This is a genomic window from Pseudomonas sp. PSE1(2024) (assembly GCF_050990555.1).
Classification (GTDB): Bacteria; Pseudomonadota; Gammaproteobacteria; order Pseudomonadales; family Pseudomonadaceae; genus Aquipseudomonas; species Aquipseudomonas aphyarum.
Window position 1 is genome coordinate 5,497,605 of the sequence record NZ_CP158967.1, and the last position, 17,358, is coordinate 5,514,962.

Genomic DNA, 17,358 nt, shown 5'->3' on the forward strand with positions numbered 1-17,358 from the left:
CGGGCAAGCCCGCGAAGGCGATTTGTCAGTCATCGGAAGAAAAACTGACTAGATCCGTCCGGCCGGTGCATACGGCGCCGGATCAATGATCGGCGCACGCCCCAGCATCACATCGGCAAACAACTGACAGGACGCCGGCGCCAGCACCAGTCCGTTGCGGTAATGACCGCAGTTCAGCCACAGACTGTCAAACCCCGGAACCCGCCCAATATAAGGAATGCCTTCCGGTGAACCCGGTCGCAGCCCGGCCCAATGCCCCACCACTTCAGCATCGGCCAGCGCCGGCAACAACTCGACTGCCGAAGCCTTGAGGCTTTCCAGCGCGTTGTCCGTCGGGGTCTTGTCGAAACCTTCGTGCTCCAGCGTACTGCCGATCAGAATGTGCCCGTCGCGGCGCGGAATCGCGTAGCGCCCCTTGGCCAGCACCATGCTCGGCAGGAAATCCGCCGCGCACTTGTAGAGAATCATCTGGCCTTTGACCGGCTCCACCGGCAGCGACAGGTTCAAGGTCTTGAGCAGTTCGCCGCTCCACGCACCTGCGGTAAGAACGACCTGATCACCGGTGATCACACCCGTGGAGGTCTGCACGCCCACCACCCGCTCGCGATCACGGACAAACCCGCTGACTTCACACTGCTCATGAATCGTCACGTTCGGCAGCGCCTGCAACGCCGCTTTCAAAGACTTCACCAGCCGAGGATTGCGCACGTTGGCCACATCGGCCATGTAGATCGCCCGGGAAAAACCGCCACCGAGCACCGGCACCGCATCATGCGCCGCCGAGATATCCACAGCCCGCAGCGGACGGTTTTCCCGCGCAGCCCACGCCAGCGCTTCGGCTTCGTCATCCAGGTCCAGCCAGTACAGGCCAGTGGTGTGCACTTCGGGGTCGACCCCGGTATCGGCAAACAGACGCTCGCCCAGCTGTGGATAAAAATCCTGCGACCAGTGCGCCAGCGCAGTGACGGCCGGGCTGTAGCGCCAAGGATACAGCGGAGAGACGATACCGCCGCCGGCCCAGGACGATTCCTGGCCGACGTTCGAACGATCCAGCAGCACCACGCTGCCGACCTCGGAGGCGAGGTTGTACGCAGTGAGCAGGCCAATCACCCCGCCACCGACAATCACCACTTGCTGTTGCCTGGTCATGTTTGATCCAACCGTAAAAAAGACAGTGGGCGCAAATGGCGCCCGAAATAAAGCGGCTCAGCGGCCCCAGCAATCCTTGGTGGTCAGCCCGGTGGTCGCGTTGTTCATGCTTCTGACACCAGTGTTGGTGAGGGTGAAATCCCCGCACTTGTCAGTGGCCATGGCCGTGCCGGTCTTGCGGGTCGCAGTCAGCAGGAAGGTCTGATCGGTGATCGTCGGCGTGATGGTGTAGAAATCGTTGCCGGTGCTCAACCCGGTGACACCGGTGTAGACGTTGTTCTTCGAATAGAAGCGTTCGAGGATCTGTGCCTGTTCCGACAAATTGCTGACTACGTCGGCACGGCGGCCCTTCTTCACGTATTCGGTGAGGCTCGGATAGCCGATGGTGATGACGATACCGATGATCGCAATCACGATCATGATTTCGATCAGGGTGAAACCTCGGTTGGATCTGCGCATGCCTCAACTCTCACTTACTGTATTTGTCGCCACATTATGCGACGGCTGCCGCCGCCGCCTTTTTCCACCAGTGTGGTGATGTTGCCACTGGATTCAGTCACAGGTTTTGCCGTCCCGGCGTTGATGATGGCGTTCAAGGTCGGGATGCCGCCGGTGAATATCACACCGCTGGAGATCGTGTCGCTGCTGTTGACCACGCCATCAGCGTTAGTGTCGAGCACCGCGTAGTTGAGCATCTTACCGTTGAACGCATCGAGTTCGACCAGTTTGCCTGTACCAAAACTCGCACAAGGATCGGTAGTGTCGACACTGGCCGTGGTAAACACGATGCGCCCGAGTACGATGCTGGCCTGATTGATCACCCGCTCGCCAGTGAGCACGTTGTTATATACCAGCGGCAGATACCAGCCCTTCTCCGTCGGATACGTCGTGTCGTTCTGAGTGGTGGTCAGGAACTGCCCGGAACTGCCGGAGAAAGATCCAGTAATCGCTTGCGCCTGCAGACTGCTGACCGTCAAATTCCCGGAACCGCCGTCGGCATCCCACACCGAATAGAACGCCTGCAAATCCTTGTTGGTCTTGTCAGCGGACTCGTTGAATTTACCGGTGCCGACGAAGATCTGTTTGCCGCCCAGAGCGTTGTCCGCCAGCAACGGTTGCGCGGTGATCGGCTGAGTTGCCCCACCAGCCGTGGTGAACAACGGCTTGCCGGAAAACGCCACTCCCCAGCTGTCGGACGAGGTGGCGCTGAGGTCGAACTTCCACAGCCGTCCCTTCAAGTCACCGCCATATGCGGCCTGCACAACGTTCTGCGAATTGACCCGCAGCTTCACCGAGGACAGACCGTTGGTGGTTTCCGTGCTGTCGATGACGATTTTCTTGATCAGCGAGCCGTCACGCACATCCAGCACATACAGCGCCGCCACCCCTGAGTTGCTGCCGTAACCGTTGGCAATGAACGCCGCCCAGCGACCATCGGCCAAGCGTGCCACTTCCGGACGGGCGTAGGCGTAACCCAGATCATTAAATGCGTTGGAAGTACTGGCGGTGGCCGGCGCGCTGACTTCCCACAAGGCTCGAATGACGTTGCCCGCCGAGGCGTCAAACAGCTGGAGCCCGTAGAAAGTCTTGCCGCCGGCACCCGTACCGCCGATGGCCAGGGTTTTCCAGGCCGTGCCGAATTGCGCATCGAATACACCGAGCTGACCGTCCACCAGAAACTTGTGGCTGACGCCGTTGACGTAGTTCGGATCGGCAATCAGGCGCAAGGAGGGCAATACACTGGACGGCATGTAGGCATAGCGCCGGGTACCGTTGGCCGAGTTGATGACGCTGACAAATCCGTCGTTGGCGTTCACCACCAGGCTGGCATTCATGTTCGAAGCCTTGGTGGTCAGGTAGGTGCTGTAAGTGGTGTCACCGGCCAGATCGGAAGCGGTTTTTTCCGTGGGTGAAGCCAATACGAGCGGCGAGTTGATGATGTCCCCGAGCAATACGCTGCGCACTTTGAGCCCGGTCTTGTTGGTGCCCTTGCTCCATTCGACCAGGTCGATGCCGCTGATGCCGACGGGTAAACCCTGGCTGAGAACGGTCTGCTGGGCCGGGGAGAAGTTGCCGTAGGCCAGCGTCACCGCCGCGTTGTTCAGGGAGTTCCACGACTGGTAGGTCGGCGCAGTGGCACCGGGCACGATGGCCGTGTCGGTGGTCCACAGCACGGCCGACGTATTGACCGCCCCGGCCGAGGTGAAGCCAAAGGACTTGATCGTGCCGCGCCAGTCTTTGGGGTCGTAGGTGGTTTGAAAAAAACTGCTGCTACCGGTCAGCGTGGTGCTGCTGGTCACACCCGCACCGCCGGAACCAGCCTTGGAGGTGATATCACTCAACGCCGAAGACAACGCGGCATTCAGGCCGGAGCTATCGGTCGCCTGGTAGTAGCGGCCCTGTCCGTAATCGGCGGCGTCCGAGAGCATGTCGTTGGAGGCAGTGAAACCCACGGTGTAGGTGTTCATGTTCTGCCTGGGAAAATCCACCGCATTCCAGCTCTTGCCCGCCGCGTCAGTGCCGGAGGAACGCATGTCGATGTCGAAGGCGAACTTGGCGATATCGTCCAGGTACAGCGTATCGCCCTCCCCGTCCCCGTTCAGGTTGTTCCCGTCATTGTTGATGCCGTCCCAGTTCGGCAAGCGGCTGCCACCCAGCGGATCGTTGCTCGGAAAGGTGCGGTCGTAGGTCGGCAAACCGTCGGTGATGACCACGCCGTAGTTTTTCTGGCAGCGATACTGGATCGGGCTGGTGTAAGTGCTCGGCGTGCTGTTGTAGTACGGCGCCATCCCGCGCATGTATCGAGTGATCTCGTAATAGGTCTCGGCCAGTGGCGTGTTGGCTACCGCACTCAGGCCGTTGATCGAGGAAATAAGTGCGTTGTAGTTGGTATCGGCCTGGGCCTGGGTCACGCTGCCGCTGACCGGTGACAGGTCGCTGATGGAGCGCGCAATGAAACCGCCGTTGCCGGGGTTGTTGCTGGTGGCCGGGTTGAAGGTGGCCAGGCCCATGCGCAGGTTGCGGTTGCTGGTGACCAGTGCGGTGGAAACGTTGCGCGCCACGTTGATCCGGTAATCGTTGGGAATCGCCCCGGTGGTGAAGTCGCGTGTGCCGTTGTTGATCGCCAGCCCGACCACGTAGGAAATGTAATCCGCCGAATAGCGAGTGTTGCCGCTGCCCACCGGATCCGGCAGCTTCAGGCAGAGCGGCGTCAGACTGTTGTTGTAGAACGCATAGGCGCCGCCAGAGCAGCCGGAGGTTGGCAGACTCGAGAGAAAGATCGTATCGCCGGTAATGGCGGTCGAGCTCAGGCACAGGCCAATGACTGCGTTGCACTGGCGGGCCGCCGTGCGATCCACGGTCGGATCAAATCCTGTCGCATAGATGATGCTGTTCATGCTGCCCGAGTCGTCGATCATCAACATCACGTTCGGGGACACCGCAGCCGCGCTCAACAGCGGCGAATCGGACGGCGTGAAAGCAAACGCCGGTGCAGCCAGATAAAGCCCGGTCAGCATGCCGAGCAGCAGCGACAGCCACTTGAAGCGTCGCTCAGTACTTCGCATAGACACTCTCCACCACACTGCGCGAAGTACCGGCGATGCCGACGGCCGTGACCCGGTACAACGTCGCCGAGGTGTTGCTCGGCACGTTCACCGCCGTCAGGGTCGTACCGATGTTCTGCACCCCGTAGAACCCGCTGCCGGCGGCGATCCAGGTCACGCCCGACGTGGAGTTGAGCCCCGCCGCGTTGACCACCGAGGACTCCGCCGGCGGCGCACATTGAGTGGTGCTGGCGCACACCGCCAGCGCGTAGCCGTCCAGTTGCACCGCGCTTTCGCCGATACGCAGCGCCGCCTCGGCAGTCTGGAACGATTGATTGCGCAGGCTCACGCTGCCAGCCATTTTTTCCTGCAGGTTGGCGCTCTGCATCGATGACAGGCCGATCAGCGTCAGGAGCAGCAGAAACACCAGGCTGACCAGCAACACCATGCCGCCCTGGGACCGTCGCCGATGGAGAGAAACGTTCATCGCTCGTCCCTCACTGCAAGCGGTTGCGCAAGGCGGCAACCACGTTGAAGGTTTGATTGCGGACCCGATTGTTCGGGTCAGTGAGGGTCAGGCTCAGACGCACGCTGCGGATCCGCGCGGGATCACCGGGATTGGCGCTGTAGGTGGACGCCGCGACATCGGTCGCGGAACTCGCAAGACCAAACATCACCGTGAACGCACTGACGTTGTTCACCAGCACCTGCTGGGCCGGGTTACCGCTGCCGGTGCCCATCAGAATCTGGTTGTTGCTGAAGCTGTAGATCAGCCGACGGATCGGAAACGCGATCTGGCCCGTCGCCGCCGCCCGCGCGCCGGTATAAGCGGTGGCGCTGTTACGGCAATCGGAGACCACAGTCCAGGTCGGTGTCCCGCCCGCACTGCCGACATCGGCGGTAACCAGGGTCAGCTTGAGACTGGCATTGTCCCAGCTGATCGGCGTGATCTGGGCCGCAGTGAAATCCCCCGTCGAGCTTGAATCGGTAATCGTGCCCAGGCAGCCGAACATACCCACCATGCGCAGCTCCTGGATCATCTTGCTCAGCACGAACCGCGCATCTTCCTGCATGGCGGCGGCGCTGTTCTGGCTGACGTAGGTGTTCTTCGCCGCCAGGAAGATTTGCACAACGCCGAGTACCACGATCAGCCCCAGCGCCAGGGCGACCAGCATTTCGATCAGGCCGAAGCCCAGGTTTTGGCGCTTCATGGCGTGGCCACCGGATCGACTGCGGCGCGGCTGGTCAGGACAACGCTGCGGGGCGCACTGCTCGTATTGGCGGCGCGCGCGTCACTCCAGGTGATGGTGATGGTGTAAACGCGCTGATTGAGGGTGATGCTGCCGGTGGCGGTCGGGCCGCCGAAATTGACGATATTACTGGTGAAGTCGTAGAGATCCTGATCCCGGGCGACACTCAGGTTGCCCGTGGTCGGCGGTGTGACGGTGTAGTCGGCGCCCGAGTTGGCGCGTATCCGGTCCATCATGTCGTAAGCGATGAAACTCGCCTGGCTGGTCATGCGCGAGCTGTCGGTGTACTTCAGCGCATTGAGCTGAACCGCCGCCGCGCCCAGCAACCCGACCGTCAGAATCAACAACGCGACCAGCACTTCGATCAGCGTCATGCCCTCCTGTGCGTGCTTGCTCCCTGCCCTCATCCGCAACTTCCACCCAGTTGAATTCGTCCGTTCAGACACACGTTCAGCGTCCTGCTTTGCGTTCCCAGCACATAACTGATGACCACCGCCGTGGACGGTGCCGCCAGTCCGCCCAGATTGTTGAAATCCAGCGCGGTCACTCCAGAGGGTAGCGTCAGAGTCGCGCCGCTGCTCATCGCTGGAACAACCCGCAATACATTGGCCTGAGTGCCAGTACTGTCGTAGACCGACAGTTCGCCGGTCCAGGCACTGCCGCCGGCGCTCGGCCGCAAGCGGGTGGTGATGCCCCGATTGATTGCCTCGAGCCTTGCGTAATTGAGGGCCCGTTGCAGGTCGCCGACCTCGGTGTCGGCCTTGCTGCCCTGCACCGAACGGGTGAACGCCGGCACTGCCATCGTGATCAGGATCACAAACACCGCGACCGCCACCAACAGCTCGATCAGCGTGAAACCTTTTGTACGATGATCCATCGATGCCCTCCGTTGCCGTCGGCTATACCTGTACAAACCTAGAACATTCGACCGGCATGCGCCGGTTGATTTACCGCGAACGGCGCACGGATTGCGCCGCTGTGCACAATCCAGGGAGGACGCGCACATGCCGCAACAGGGTTTCAGTCTGGTCGAACTGCTAATGGGACTGGCGATCGGCGCAATTGTTCTGTCGTTGGTCAGTCCGGCACTGGCGGACTTCACCGAATCAAACCGGCGGCAACAGGCCGCGCAGTCTTTGCTCGACGGGATTCGCAATGCCCGGACCATGGCCATCACGCGCAACCAGAGCGTGGTGATTCATGGCATCAACGGTGATTGGGGTCAGGGCTGGCGGATCATTCTGGATATCAGCGGAAATGGACCGGGGGATGCCGATAATCCATTGCTGATCGAGCAGGCGAGTGACGGACGGATACCGATTGTCGGCAACTGGCTGGTGAGCCGCTACATACGCTTCAGCAGCCTGGGCCAGCCACTGGTGCCGGACCGGAAATTTCAGGCGGGGACGTTACATCTATGCTCGGCTCGCGAGCCGGTCAGCCAGCTTCAAGTTGTACTGGCGGCGACCGGTCGCGTACGCCTGACCAGCCAAAAGGCTGAACAGGCGTTGTGCCGAAAGGATAAAGCGATCAGATCGAGCGAACGCGCAGCTCTTTAGGCATCGAGAACGTGATGTTCTCCTCACGCCCGGCCAGTTCGTCGGCGCCGGTGGCGCCCCAGGCCTGCAACTGCTGGATCACGCCACGCACCAGGACTTCCGGAGCGGAGGCGCCGGCGGTGATGCCGATACGCTCGACACCGTCGAACCAGCTCTTTTGCAGGTCTTCGGCGCCATCGATCAGGTAGGCCGGCGTGGCCATGCGTTCGGCCAGCTCACGCAGGCGGTTGGAGTTGGAGCTGTTCGGGCTGCCCACCACCAACACCACGTCGCATTCGTCGGCCAGTTGCTTGACCGCGTCCTGACGGTTCTGGGTGGCGTAGCAGATATCATCCTTGCGCGGCCCGCCAATGGCCGGGAAACGCGTACGCAGTGCGTCGATGACACGACTGGTGTCATCCATGGACAGCGTGGTCTGGGTGACGAACGCCAGTTTGTCCGGGTTATGTACCTGCAACTCGGCGACATCCTTCTCGTCTTCGACGAGGTAGATCGCGCCGCCATTGCTGGCGTCGTACTGGCCCATGGTGCCTTCGACTTCCGGGTGACCGGCGTGGCCGATCAGGATGCATTCACGGCCGTCGCGACTGTATTTCGCGACTTCGATATGCACCTTGGTCACCAGCGGGCAGGTGGCGTCGAACACTTTCAGGCCACGGCCGGCGGCTTCGGCACGCACGGCTTGCGAGACGCCGTGGGCACTGAAGATCACGATCACGTCGTCCGGTACCTGATCGAGTTCCTCGACGAAGATCGCGCCACGACTGCGCAGGTCTTCGACCACGAACTTGTTGTGCACCACTTCATGACGCACATAGATCGGCGGCCCGAAGACCTCCAGGGCGCGGTTGACGATTTCGATCGCCCGGTCCACGCCGGCGCAGAAGCCACGGGGGTTGGCGAGTTTGATTTGCATGCGGTGCCTCGTGTCTTGCGCGCAAGAAATAGCGAAAACGGTGGAAAACATTGTGGGAGCGAGCCTGCTCGCGAAAGCGGTGTGTCAGACAACATCTACGTTGAATGTCAGTCAGCATTCGCGAGCAAGCCCGCTCCCACATTTTTGACCGCGTGCGGTCAGTTACAGCGCTTTGACGGAGAAGATTTCCACGTCAAAGGTCAGCGTCTTGCCGGCCAGCGGGTGGTTGAAGTCGACGGTCACTTGCGCGTCGTCGAATTCTTTCACCACACCCGGTAACTCAGTATTGGCCGCATCGTTGAAGATCACCAGCAGACCCGGCGACAGCTCCATGTCCGCAAACTGCGAGCGCGGGATGATCTGTACGTTTTGCGGGTTAGGCTGGCCGAAAGCGTTCTCCGGCTCGACGGTCAGGGTACGCTTGTCGCCGGCCTTGAAACCGAACAGCGCCGCCTCGAAGCCCGGCAGCAGATTGCCGTCACCGACCTTGAAGGTCGCCGGGGCTTTGTCGAAGGTGCTGTCGACCGTGTCGCCGTTCTCCAGGCGCAATGCAAAGTGCAAGGTGACTTCCGTGTTCTGGCCGATGCGTTGCTCAGCCAATACCTGTTCAGTCATGAACGGTTTCTCCGGTTTTCTTACTTTTGAACATGTCCAGTGCCAGCATCACCGCGCCAACGGTGATGGCGCTGTCGGCGAAGTTGAACGCCGGGAAGTACCAGCGGTTCTGCCAGTGCACCAGAATGAAGTCGATCACATGGCCCAGGGCAATGCGGTCATAAAGGTTGCCCAGTGCGCCGCCAAGAACCAGCGCCAGCGCGATGGCCAGCCAGGTTTCGTTGCGGCCCAGGCGCTTGAGCCAGACCACCAGCACTGCACTGACCGCAATCGCGATCAGGGCGAACAGCCAGCGCTGCCAGCCAGAGCTGTCCGCGAGGAAGCTGAAGGCAGCGCCGGTGTTGTAAGCCAGGGTCCAGCTGAAGTAATCAGGGATGATCACGATCTGCTGGAACATCTCGAGCTTGCCTTCGAAGTAGAACTTGCTGGCCTGGTCGATGACCAGAACCAGCAAGCTCAACCAGAGCCAGCTCAGCCGTCCGAAACGGCCAACGGCATTAGGCATAGTGACGAACCTCGCCAGCGCCATCGATGTTGTCCACGCAACGGCCGCAGATTTCCGGATGCTCCGGGTTCACGCCGACATCTTCGCGGCAGTGCCAGCAACGGGCGCATTTCGGGAAGGCGGATTTGACGATCTTCAGCTTCAGGCCGCTGACTTCGGTGTCCACGGCGTCGGCCGGAGCGTGCACGAACGGCGCAACAGTGGCAGTCGAAGTGATCAGGACAAAGCGCAGCTCGTTGCTCAGCTTGGCCAGGTCGGCGGTCAGCGCGTCTTCGGCGAACAGCGTCACTTCGGCTTGCAGGTTGCCACCGACGGCCTTGGCCGCGCGCTGGATTTCCATTTCCTTGTTGACCGCCACCTTCACTTCCATGATGCGATCCCAGTACTCGCGACCCAGCTCGAAGCCTTCCGGCAACTCGGTCAGGCCTTCGTACCAGGTGTTGAGCATCACCGATTCGTTGCGTTCGCCCGGCAGGTATTGCCACAGCTCATCGGCGGTGAAGGCCAGGATCGGCGCGATCCAGCGCACCAGCGCTTCGGAGATGTGGAACAGCGCGGTCTGGCACGAACGACGGGCCTTGCTGTCGGCGCCGGTGGTGTACTGGCGATCCTTGATGATGTCCAGATAGAAACCACCCAGCTCCTGCACGCAGAAGTTGTGGATCTTCGAGTAGACGTTCCAGAAACGGTATTCGCCGTAGTGCTCTTGCAGTTCGCGTTGCAGCAGCAGGGTGCGATCCACCGCCCAGCGGTCCAGCGCCAGCATGTCTTCGGCCGGCAGCAGGTCGGTGGCCGGGTTGAAACCGGTCAGGTTGGAAAGCAGGAAGCGCGCGGTGTTACGGATACGACGATAGGCATCCGCACTGCGCTGCAGGATCTGCTCGGACACGGCCATCTCGCCCGAGTAGTCGGTCGAAGCGACCCACAGACGCATGATGTCGGCGCCCAGGGTGTCGTTGACTTTCTGCGGCGCGATCACGTTGCCCAGGGACTTGGACATCTTGCGGCCGGACTCGTCCACGGTGAAACCGTGGGTCAGCAGCTCGCGGTACGGCGCGTGATTGTCGATGGCGCAGCCGGTCAGCAAGGACGAATGGAACCAGCCACGGTGCTGGTCGGAACCTTCCAGGTACAGGTCGGCGCGCGGGCCGGTCTCGTGGCCCATCGGGTGCGAACCGCGCAGGACGTGCCAGTGCGTGGTGCCCGAATCGAACCAGACGTCGAGGGTGTCGCTGATCTTGTCGTACTGCGGCGCTTCATCGCCCAGCAGTTCGGCAGCGTCGAGTTTGAACCAGGCTTCGATGCCCTCGACTTCGACACGTTTGGCGACTTCTTCCATCAGCTCGACGGTGCGTGGGTGCAGCTCGCCGCTTTCCTTGTTCAGGAAGAACGGGATCGGCACGCCCCAGTTGCGCTGACGGGAGATGCACCAGTCCGGACGGTTGGCGATCATCGAGTGCAGGCGCGCCTGGCCCCAGGCCGGGACGAACTTGGTGTCTTCGATGGCTTTGAGCGAGCGTACGCGCAGGGTGTCGCCGCTGACCGGCTCCTTGTCCATGCCGATGAACCACTGCGCGGTGGCGCGGTAGATCAGCGGGGTCTTGTGGCGCCAGCAGTGCATGTAGCTGTGTTCGATGACGGTGGTGTGCAGCAGCGCACCGACTTCGGTCAGTTTTTCGACGATGGCCGGGTTGGCCTTCCAGATGAACTGGCCGCCGAAGAACTCCAGCGACGGCACGTAGACGCCGTTGCTCTGTACCGGGTTGAGGATGTCGTCGTTGACCATGCCGTACTTCTTGCAGGTCACAAAGTCGTCCACGCCGTAGGCCGGGGCGGAGTGAACCACGCCGGTGCCGGCGCCCAGCTCCACGTAGTCGGCCAGGTACACCGGCGACAGACGATCGTAGAACGGGTGACGGAAGTTGATCAGCTCCAGCGCCGAACCCGGTGCGGTGGCCAATACGGTGCCTTCGACGCCGTAACGGGTCAGGCAGGACTCGACCAGCTCTTCAGCCAGCACCAGCAGCTTGTCGCCGATGTCGACCAGCGCGTAGGTGAATTCCGGGTGAACGTTGAGCGCCTGGTTCGCCGGGATGGTCCACGGGGTGGTGGTCCAGATCACGATCGAGGCCGGTTTGCCCAGCGACGGCAGACCGAACGCGGCGGCCAGTTTGGCCTCGTCAGCGATCGGGAAGGCCACGTCGATGGTCGAGGACTTCTTGTTCTCGTACTCGACTTCCGCTTCGGCCAGAGCCGAACCGCAATCGAAGCACCAGTTCACAGGCTTCAGGCCCTTGAACACGAAACCGCCCTTGACGATTTCGGCGAGAGCGCGGATTTCGCCCGCCTCGTTCTTGAAGTCCATGGTCTTGTACGGGTTGGCGAAGTCGCCCAGCACGCCGAGACGGATGAATTCGGACTTCTGCCCTTCGATCTGCTCGGTGGCGTAGGCACGGCACAGTTCACGGGTCTTGTCCGCGCCCAGGTTCTTGCCGTGGGTCACTTCAACCTTGTGCTCGATCGGCAGGCCGTGGCAATCCCAGCCCGGGACATACGGCGCGTCGAAGCCCGACAGGGTCTTCGAGCGGATGATCATGTCCTTGAGAATCTTGTTCAGTGCGTGACCGATGTGGATCGTACCGTTGGCGTACGGAGGGCCGTCGTGCAGGACGAACTTCGGACGATCCTTGCCAATCTCGCGCAACTTTCCGTACAGGCCAATACTGTCCCAGCGCTGCAGGATCTGCGGTTCGCGCTGTGGCAGGCCGGCCTTCATTGGGAAGGCGGTGTCCGGAAGGTTTAGCGTGGCTTTATAGTCGGTCATTTAAGGCTCTTCATTAGCGATGGGCGCTAGGTGCGGCTAGTGCACGGGCGGCGGCGACATCCGCGCTGATCGCCGTTTTCAATGCCTCCAGGGAGGCGAAACGCTGCTCTTCACGCAGCTTCTGGTGGAAAACCACCGTCAAACGCCGGTCATACAGATCGCCGGCAAAATCTAAAAGATGGACTTCAAGGTGGGCCTTGCCATCACCTTGCACCGTGGGCCGCACGCCGATATTGGCGACGCCGGGCCAGGTCTTGCCGTCGATGTCGACGTCGACCAGGTAAACCCCGGTGAACGGCACGCGACGGCGCTTGAGTTGAATGTTCGCCGTGGGCGTACCCAGTTGGCGGGCCAGTTTCTGGCCATGCAGCACGCGTCCGGCAATTCGGTACGGACGGCCCAGCAGGCGTTCAGCCAAGGCAAAATCGGCGGCGGCCAATGCGTTGCGCACCTGGGTGCTGCTGACGCGGATGCCGTCCAGCTCGACGGTTTGCGCGGCTTCCACGGTAAAACCGTGGACCTGCCCGGCCTGCAGGAGGAAATCGAAATCGCCGAGACGGTCACAACCGAAGCGGAAATCGTCACCGACCTCCAGATGCTGCACGCCGAGGCCATCGACCAAAATCGTATCGACGAACTCACTGGCGCTGAGCTTGCTCAAGCGCTGGTTGAATGCCAGGCACAGAACCCGGTCGACGCCTTCAGCGGCCAGCAGTTGCAGCTTGTCGCGCAACCGGGCCAGACGCGCCGGCGCGGTCTCCGGGGCAAAGAATTCCCGTGGCTGCGGCTCGAAAATCACCACGCAGCTGGGTACGCCCAACTCGAGCGCACGCTCACGCAGTCGGGCCAGAATAGCCTGGTGACCACGGTGAACACCGTCAAAGTTGCCAATAGTGGCGACGCAGCCCCGATGCTGGGGGCGCAGATTGTGGAGGCCTCGAACCAGCTGCATAACGCGCTTCTTGCTCATAAAGTGGCCGATTATAACCACACCCGACGGCCGACGACAGGCAACACCGTAACCCAAAGTGATCGAGCCGACAAAACTGCCGGCTCGCGCCCGTTTTTCAGGGAAAAAACCTCAGCTCAACGCCTTGCGATTGAAGTCGCGCAGGCGGAAACCGAGCAGCAGCAACATGCCGAAATAAGCGATCACGCCGGCAACCACCAACGCGCCCAGACGAAGGAAGCGCTCCAGCATGTGTCCCTGATCCCAAGCGGGCATGAAATGCATGCCGATCAACAGCACCGCTGACATTACCGCCACCGCAACCACAAGCTTGAAACCGAACTTCAACCAGCCCGGCTGCGGTTGATACATCTGCTGTTTGCGCAATTGATAGAACAGCAGCCCGGCATTCAGGCAGGCACCGGCGCTGATCGCCAGTGCCAGACCGGCATGCGCCAGAGGGCCGATCAACACCAGGTTGAACAGCTGCGTGACCACCAGGGTGAAGATTGCGATTTTTACCGGCGTACGGATGTTTTGTTGCGCATAAAAGCCTGGCGCCAGCACTTTGATCACGATGATTCCGAGCAGACCGACAGAATAGGCAATCAACGCCCGCTGAGTCATCTCAGCGTCAAACCCGCTGAACTGGCCGTACTGGAACAGCGAAACGGTCAACGGCTCGGCCAGGATCCCCAGCGCCAGCGCACACGGCAGCACCAGCACGAAGCACAGGCGCAGGCCCCAGTCGAGAATCCGCGAATATTCGTGACGATCCTTGCTGGCGTAGGTCTTGGCCAATGTCGGCAGCAGGATTGTGCCCAGCGCCACACCCAGCACACCGGACGGCAACTCCATGAGACGGTCGGCGTAATACATCCACGACACCGAGCCCGCCACCAGGAACGAGGCGAAGATGGTGTTGATGATCAGGGAAATCTGGCTGACCGAGACGCCGATGATTGCCGGCAACATCTGCTTCATCACCCGCCAGACACCGGTATCGCGCAGGTTCAGGCGCGGCAGCACCAGCATGCCTATCTTTTTCAGGTGCGGCAGTTGATAGAGCAACTGCGCCAGACCACCCACCAGCACCGCCCAGCCAAGCGCCATGACCGGCGGATCGAAGTACGGCGTCAGGAACAGCGAAAACACGATCATGCTGACGTTGAGCAGGGTCGGCACGAATGCCGGCACCGAGAAACGGTTCCAGGTATTGAGGATCGCACCCGCCAGTGAAGACAGGGAGATCAGCAATATATAGGGGAAGGTCACTCGCAGCAGGTCGGAGGTCAGCTGGAATTTTTCCGGCGTATCGGTGAAACCCGGCGCCGTGGCCCAGATCACCCAGGGCGCGGCGATCATGCCCAGCGCGGTGACCAGCGCCAGTACCAGCGTCAGCAGGCCGGAAACATAGGCAATAAAGGTGCGGGTCGCCTCTTCGCCCTTCTGGCTTTTATATTCGGCCAGGATTGGCACAAAAGCCTGGGAAAACGCCCCCTCGGCGAAAATCCTGCGCAGCAGATTGGGCAGTTTGAAGGCGATGAAGAAGGCGTCGGTCGCCATTCCGGCGCCGAAGGTACGGGCGATGAGCGTGTCGCGAACAAACCCGAGAATCCGGGAAAGCATCGTGATAGAGCTGACGGCGGCCAACGATTTGAGCAGATTCATTGAAGGAATGTGTGCCTGTCGATAAACAGCAGGCGAATAACGCGCCCACTTGTGCGATACTCCGCGCCGCAACAGCACAGAGCCAAAGCTCGCGAGTTTACAGGTCAAGCGCCGGAAATAAATATCCCGCCTCTTTATACCTACCACTTAGCGGAACGTCTCAAGCGCCCTTGACAAGACATCTCTTCATCGGCATGATTCGCGGCCTATTTTGTTTGCTATTTCCTAAAAAGTCTTTCGAGGAGCTCGACGGTGGCCAACTCACCTTCCGCCAAAAAACGTGCAAAACAGGCTGAGAAGCGTCGCAGCCACAACGCCAGCCTGCGTTCCATGGTTCGTACCTACATCAAGAATGTAGTTAAAGCCATCGACGCAAAAGACGCTGAAAAAGCTCAAGCTGCATACGTTCTGGCTGTGCCAGTTATCGACCGTATGGCCGATAAAGGCATCATCCACAAGAACAAGGCTGCTCGTCATAAGAGCCGTCTGAATGGCCACGTCAAGGCACTGAAAGAAGCTGCCTAAGCGACGTAGTCATTAAAAAACCGACCTCAGGGTCGGTTTTTTATTGCCTGCGATTTGCTCTGACTTCAGCAAATCGCAGGCAAAAAAAGAGGAGCCAGCCGGCTCCTCTTTTTTTACGCGCGATTAATGAGCCGACGCCCACGGCAGAATCGGGATCGCCGTCACCGCATTCTGCGGACTACCCTCGATCAGGCGATCGCTGTAGACGAGATACACCAGCGTATTGCGCTTCTTGTCGAGAAAGCGCACCACCTGCATGGTCTTGAACACCAGCGAAGTGCGCTCCTTGAACACCTCTTCGCCATCCTTCAATTCACCCTTGAAGTTGATCGGCCCGACCTGGCGGCAGGCAATGGAAGCCTCGGCACGATCCTCGGCCAGACCCAACCCACCCTTCACACCGCCAGTCTTGGCGCGCGACAGGTAGCAAGTCACGCCTTCAACCTTCGGATCATCGAATGCCTCGACCACGATCCGATCGTTCGGCCCGACAAACTTGAACACCGTCGACACCTGACCGATTTCCTCGGCCGAGGCCAGCAATGGCAGCGCCATCAACAAGCCCAACAATCCTTTTGCCATACGCATCGCGTTTTCCTTACACCAGAATCAGGTTGTCACGGTGAACCAGTTCCGGCTCTGCCATGTAACCCAGCAAACCGACAATCGCATCCGACGACTGACCGATGATTTTTTGTGCTTCCAGCGCGCTGTAGTTAGCCAGGCCACGGGCGATCTCACGACCGTCCGGCGCCACGCAAACCACCATTTCGCCACGACGGAAACTGCCCTGAACCAGTTTGACGCCGACCGGCAGCAGGCTTTTGTTGCCTTGCGACAACGCGGATACCGCACCATCATCCAGCACCAGCGTGCCACGGGTTTGCAGATGTCCGGCCAGCCACTGCTTGCGCGCCGCGAGCATGCCGCGCTCAGGCGACAGCAACGTACCAATGCGCTCACCCGCTTTAAGCCGGTCGAGCACGCGCTCCAGACGCCCGCCAACAATGATGGTATGAGCACCGGAACGTGCCGCCAGACGCGCCGCGCGCAGCTTGGTCTGCATGCCGCCACGACCCAATGCACCGCCAGTACCGCCCGCCACTGCATCCAGCGCCGGATCATCGGCGCGCGCTTCGTAAATCAGCTGGGCGTCAGGGTTATTGCGCGGATCAGCGTCGAACATGCCGTCGCGATCCGTCAGGATCACCAGCAGATCAGCTTCGACCAGGTTGGCCACCAGCGCCGCGAGCGTGTCGTTGTCGCCGAAACGGATTTCGTCGGTGACCACGGTGTCGTTTTCGTTGATTACCGGGATGACTTTCAGCTCGACCAGCGCACGCAAGGTGCTACGGGCGTTCAGGTAGCGCTTGCGATCGGACAGGTCGTCGTGAGTCAGGAGAATCTGCGCAGTGTGCCGGCCATGCTCGGCAAAGCTCGATTCCCAGGCTTGCACCAAGCCCATCTGACCGATTGCTGCAGCGGCCTGGAGCTCGTGCATCGCACTGGGTCGCGCGGTCCAGCCGAGGCGACTCATGCCCGCCGCCACTGCCCCGGAGGACACCAGCACCAGCTCGACGCCGGCCTCATGCAAAGCCACCATCTGCTCGACCCAGACACCCATTGCCGCGCGATCCAGCCCTTTGCCATCCGCTGTCAGCAAAGCGCTGCCGATCTTCACGACCCAACGCTGCGCACCTGTCACCTTGCTCCGCATCATCTTCAACCTTAGCTTGAGGGCAGCGCGACCTGGCACTGCCCGTGACGTTATTCGTGGTTCTTCGTGACCAACAATCGATTTCCAGATACTAAAACGCCGCTCGATTGAGCGGCGCTTAAGTTTACTGCAA

At 60.8% G+C, this 17,358-nt stretch carries 17 protein-coding genes; 2 read left to right on the forward strand and 15 right to left on the reverse strand.

Annotated elements, in window-relative coordinates; translation table 11 throughout:
• Nucleotides 1–48: 48 nt before the first annotated feature.
• From thiO to ABTV87_RS25040, 7 genes are read right to left on the reverse strand one after another with little or no spacing between them, the layout of a single operon-like run.
• Nucleotides 49–1,149 carry a glycine oxidase ThiO gene (gene thiO / locus ABTV87_RS25010; protein ID WP_085608692.1) on the reverse strand — a complete coding sequence of 367 codons (1,101 nt, stop codon included), beginning with the start codon at nucleotides 1,147–1,149 and terminating at the stop codon, nucleotides 49–51.
• 57 nt (nucleotides 1,150–1,206) lie between these two features.
• Nucleotides 1,207–1,608 carry a type IV pilin protein gene (locus tag ABTV87_RS25015; RefSeq protein WP_039771691.1) on the reverse strand — a complete coding sequence of 134 codons (402 nt, stop codon included), beginning with the start codon at nucleotides 1,606–1,608 and terminating at the stop codon, nucleotides 1,207–1,209.
• Between the two features lie 14 nt (nucleotides 1,609–1,622).
• The gene (locus tag ABTV87_RS25020) at nucleotides 1,623–4,715 is read right to left on the reverse strand and encodes a pilus assembly protein (protein ID WP_433898527.1); all 3,093 of its coding nucleotides are present in this window, start codon (nucleotides 4,713–4,715) and stop codon (nucleotides 1,623–1,625) included.
• Nucleotides 4,702–5,181, reverse strand: a complete 480-nt coding sequence (locus tag ABTV87_RS25025; RefSeq protein ID WP_258712327.1) for a pilus assembly PilX family protein — start codon at nucleotides 5,179–5,181, stop codon at nucleotides 4,702–4,704. Before ABTV87_RS25025 ends, ABTV87_RS25020 begins: the two co-directional genes overlap by 14 nt.
• Nucleotides 5,182–5,191: 10 nt before the next feature.
• A complete protein-coding gene (locus ABTV87_RS25030; RefSeq protein WP_433898528.1) occupies nucleotides 5,192–5,905 on the reverse strand; it encodes a PilW family protein in 714 nt (237 codons plus the stop codon).
• The gene (pilV, locus tag ABTV87_RS25035; protein ID WP_433898529.1) at nucleotides 5,902–6,351 is read right to left on the reverse strand and encodes a type IV pilus modification protein PilV; all 450 of its coding nucleotides are present in this window, start codon (nucleotides 6,349–6,351) and stop codon (nucleotides 5,902–5,904) included. Before pilV ends, ABTV87_RS25030 begins: the two co-directional genes overlap by 4 nt.
• The gene (locus ABTV87_RS25040; RefSeq protein WP_433898530.1) at nucleotides 6,348–6,821 is read right to left on the reverse strand and encodes a GspH/FimT family pseudopilin; all 474 of its coding nucleotides are present in this window, start codon (nucleotides 6,819–6,821) and stop codon (nucleotides 6,348–6,350) included. The genes pilV and ABTV87_RS25040 overlap by 4 nt, the downstream gene beginning before the upstream one ends.
• 127 nt (nucleotides 6,822–6,948) lie before the next feature.
• On the opposite strand from ABTV87_RS25040, the gene ABTV87_RS25045 reads away from it, so the two are divergent.
• A complete protein-coding gene (locus tag ABTV87_RS25045) occupies nucleotides 6,949–7,503 on the forward strand; it encodes a GspH/FimT family pseudopilin (RefSeq protein ID WP_433898531.1) in 555 nt (184 codons plus the stop codon).
• On the opposite strand, the gene ispH is transcribed toward ABTV87_RS25045, so the two are convergent.
• From ispH to murJ, 6 genes are all read right to left on the reverse strand, one after another.
• Nucleotides 7,475–8,419: a 4-hydroxy-3-methylbut-2-enyl diphosphate reductase gene (ispH, locus tag ABTV87_RS25050; protein ID WP_433898532.1), complete on the reverse strand. Its 945-nt coding sequence runs from the start codon at nucleotides 8,417–8,419 to the stop codon at nucleotides 7,475–7,477. The genes ABTV87_RS25045 and ispH overlap by 29 nt on opposite strands.
• 162 nt (nucleotides 8,420–8,581) lie before the next feature.
• Complete coding sequence (gene fkpB, locus ABTV87_RS25055; RefSeq protein ID WP_170928297.1) at nucleotides 8,582–9,019, reverse strand: FKBP-type peptidyl-prolyl cis-trans isomerase; 438 nt, start codon at nucleotides 9,017–9,019, stop codon at nucleotides 8,582–8,584.
• A 7-nt stretch (nucleotides 9,020–9,026) separates the two neighbouring features.
• Complete coding sequence (gene lspA, locus ABTV87_RS25060; protein WP_007959539.1) at nucleotides 9,027–9,539, reverse strand: signal peptidase II; 513 nt, start codon at nucleotides 9,537–9,539, stop codon at nucleotides 9,027–9,029.
• The gene (gene ileS, locus ABTV87_RS25065; RefSeq protein ID WP_433898533.1) at nucleotides 9,532–12,363 is read right to left on the reverse strand and encodes an isoleucine--tRNA ligase; all 2,832 of its coding nucleotides are present in this window, start codon (nucleotides 12,361–12,363) and stop codon (nucleotides 9,532–9,534) included. The genes lspA and ileS overlap by 8 nt, the downstream gene beginning before the upstream one ends.
• A gap of 13 nt (nucleotides 12,364–12,376) precedes the next feature.
• Nucleotides 12,377–13,315: a bifunctional riboflavin kinase/FAD synthetase gene (gene ribF, locus ABTV87_RS25070; RefSeq protein WP_007959537.1), complete on the reverse strand. Its 939-nt coding sequence runs from the start codon at nucleotides 13,313–13,315 to the stop codon at nucleotides 12,377–12,379.
• A gap of 129 nt (nucleotides 13,316–13,444) precedes the next feature.
• Entirely contained in the window at nucleotides 13,445–14,983 is a 1,539-nt protein-coding gene (gene murJ / locus ABTV87_RS25075; RefSeq protein ID WP_085608700.1) for a murein biosynthesis integral membrane protein MurJ, read from the reverse strand.
• 252 nt (nucleotides 14,984–15,235) lie between these two features.
• Between murJ and rpsT the strand changes: the two genes are divergently transcribed.
• The gene (gene rpsT / locus ABTV87_RS25080; RefSeq protein ID WP_003228351.1) at nucleotides 15,236–15,508 is read left to right on the forward strand and encodes a 30S ribosomal protein S20; all 273 of its coding nucleotides are present in this window, start codon (nucleotides 15,236–15,238) and stop codon (nucleotides 15,506–15,508) included.
• A 123-nt stretch (nucleotides 15,509–15,631) separates the two neighbouring features.
• On the opposite strand, the gene ABTV87_RS25085 is transcribed toward rpsT, so the two are convergent.
• Both ABTV87_RS25085 and proB read right to left on the reverse strand, forming a co-directional pair.
• Nucleotides 15,632–16,096, reverse strand: coding sequence for a CreA family protein (locus ABTV87_RS25085; protein ID WP_007959533.1), 465 nt, complete (start codon nucleotides 16,094–16,096; stop codon nucleotides 15,632–15,634).
• 10 nt (nucleotides 16,097–16,106) lie between these two features.
• Nucleotides 16,107–17,225 carry a glutamate 5-kinase gene (proB, locus tag ABTV87_RS25090; protein ID WP_207983978.1) on the reverse strand — a complete coding sequence of 373 codons (1,119 nt, stop codon included), beginning with the start codon at nucleotides 17,223–17,225 and terminating at the stop codon, nucleotides 16,107–16,109.
• Nucleotides 17,226–17,358: the final 133 nt, after the last annotated feature.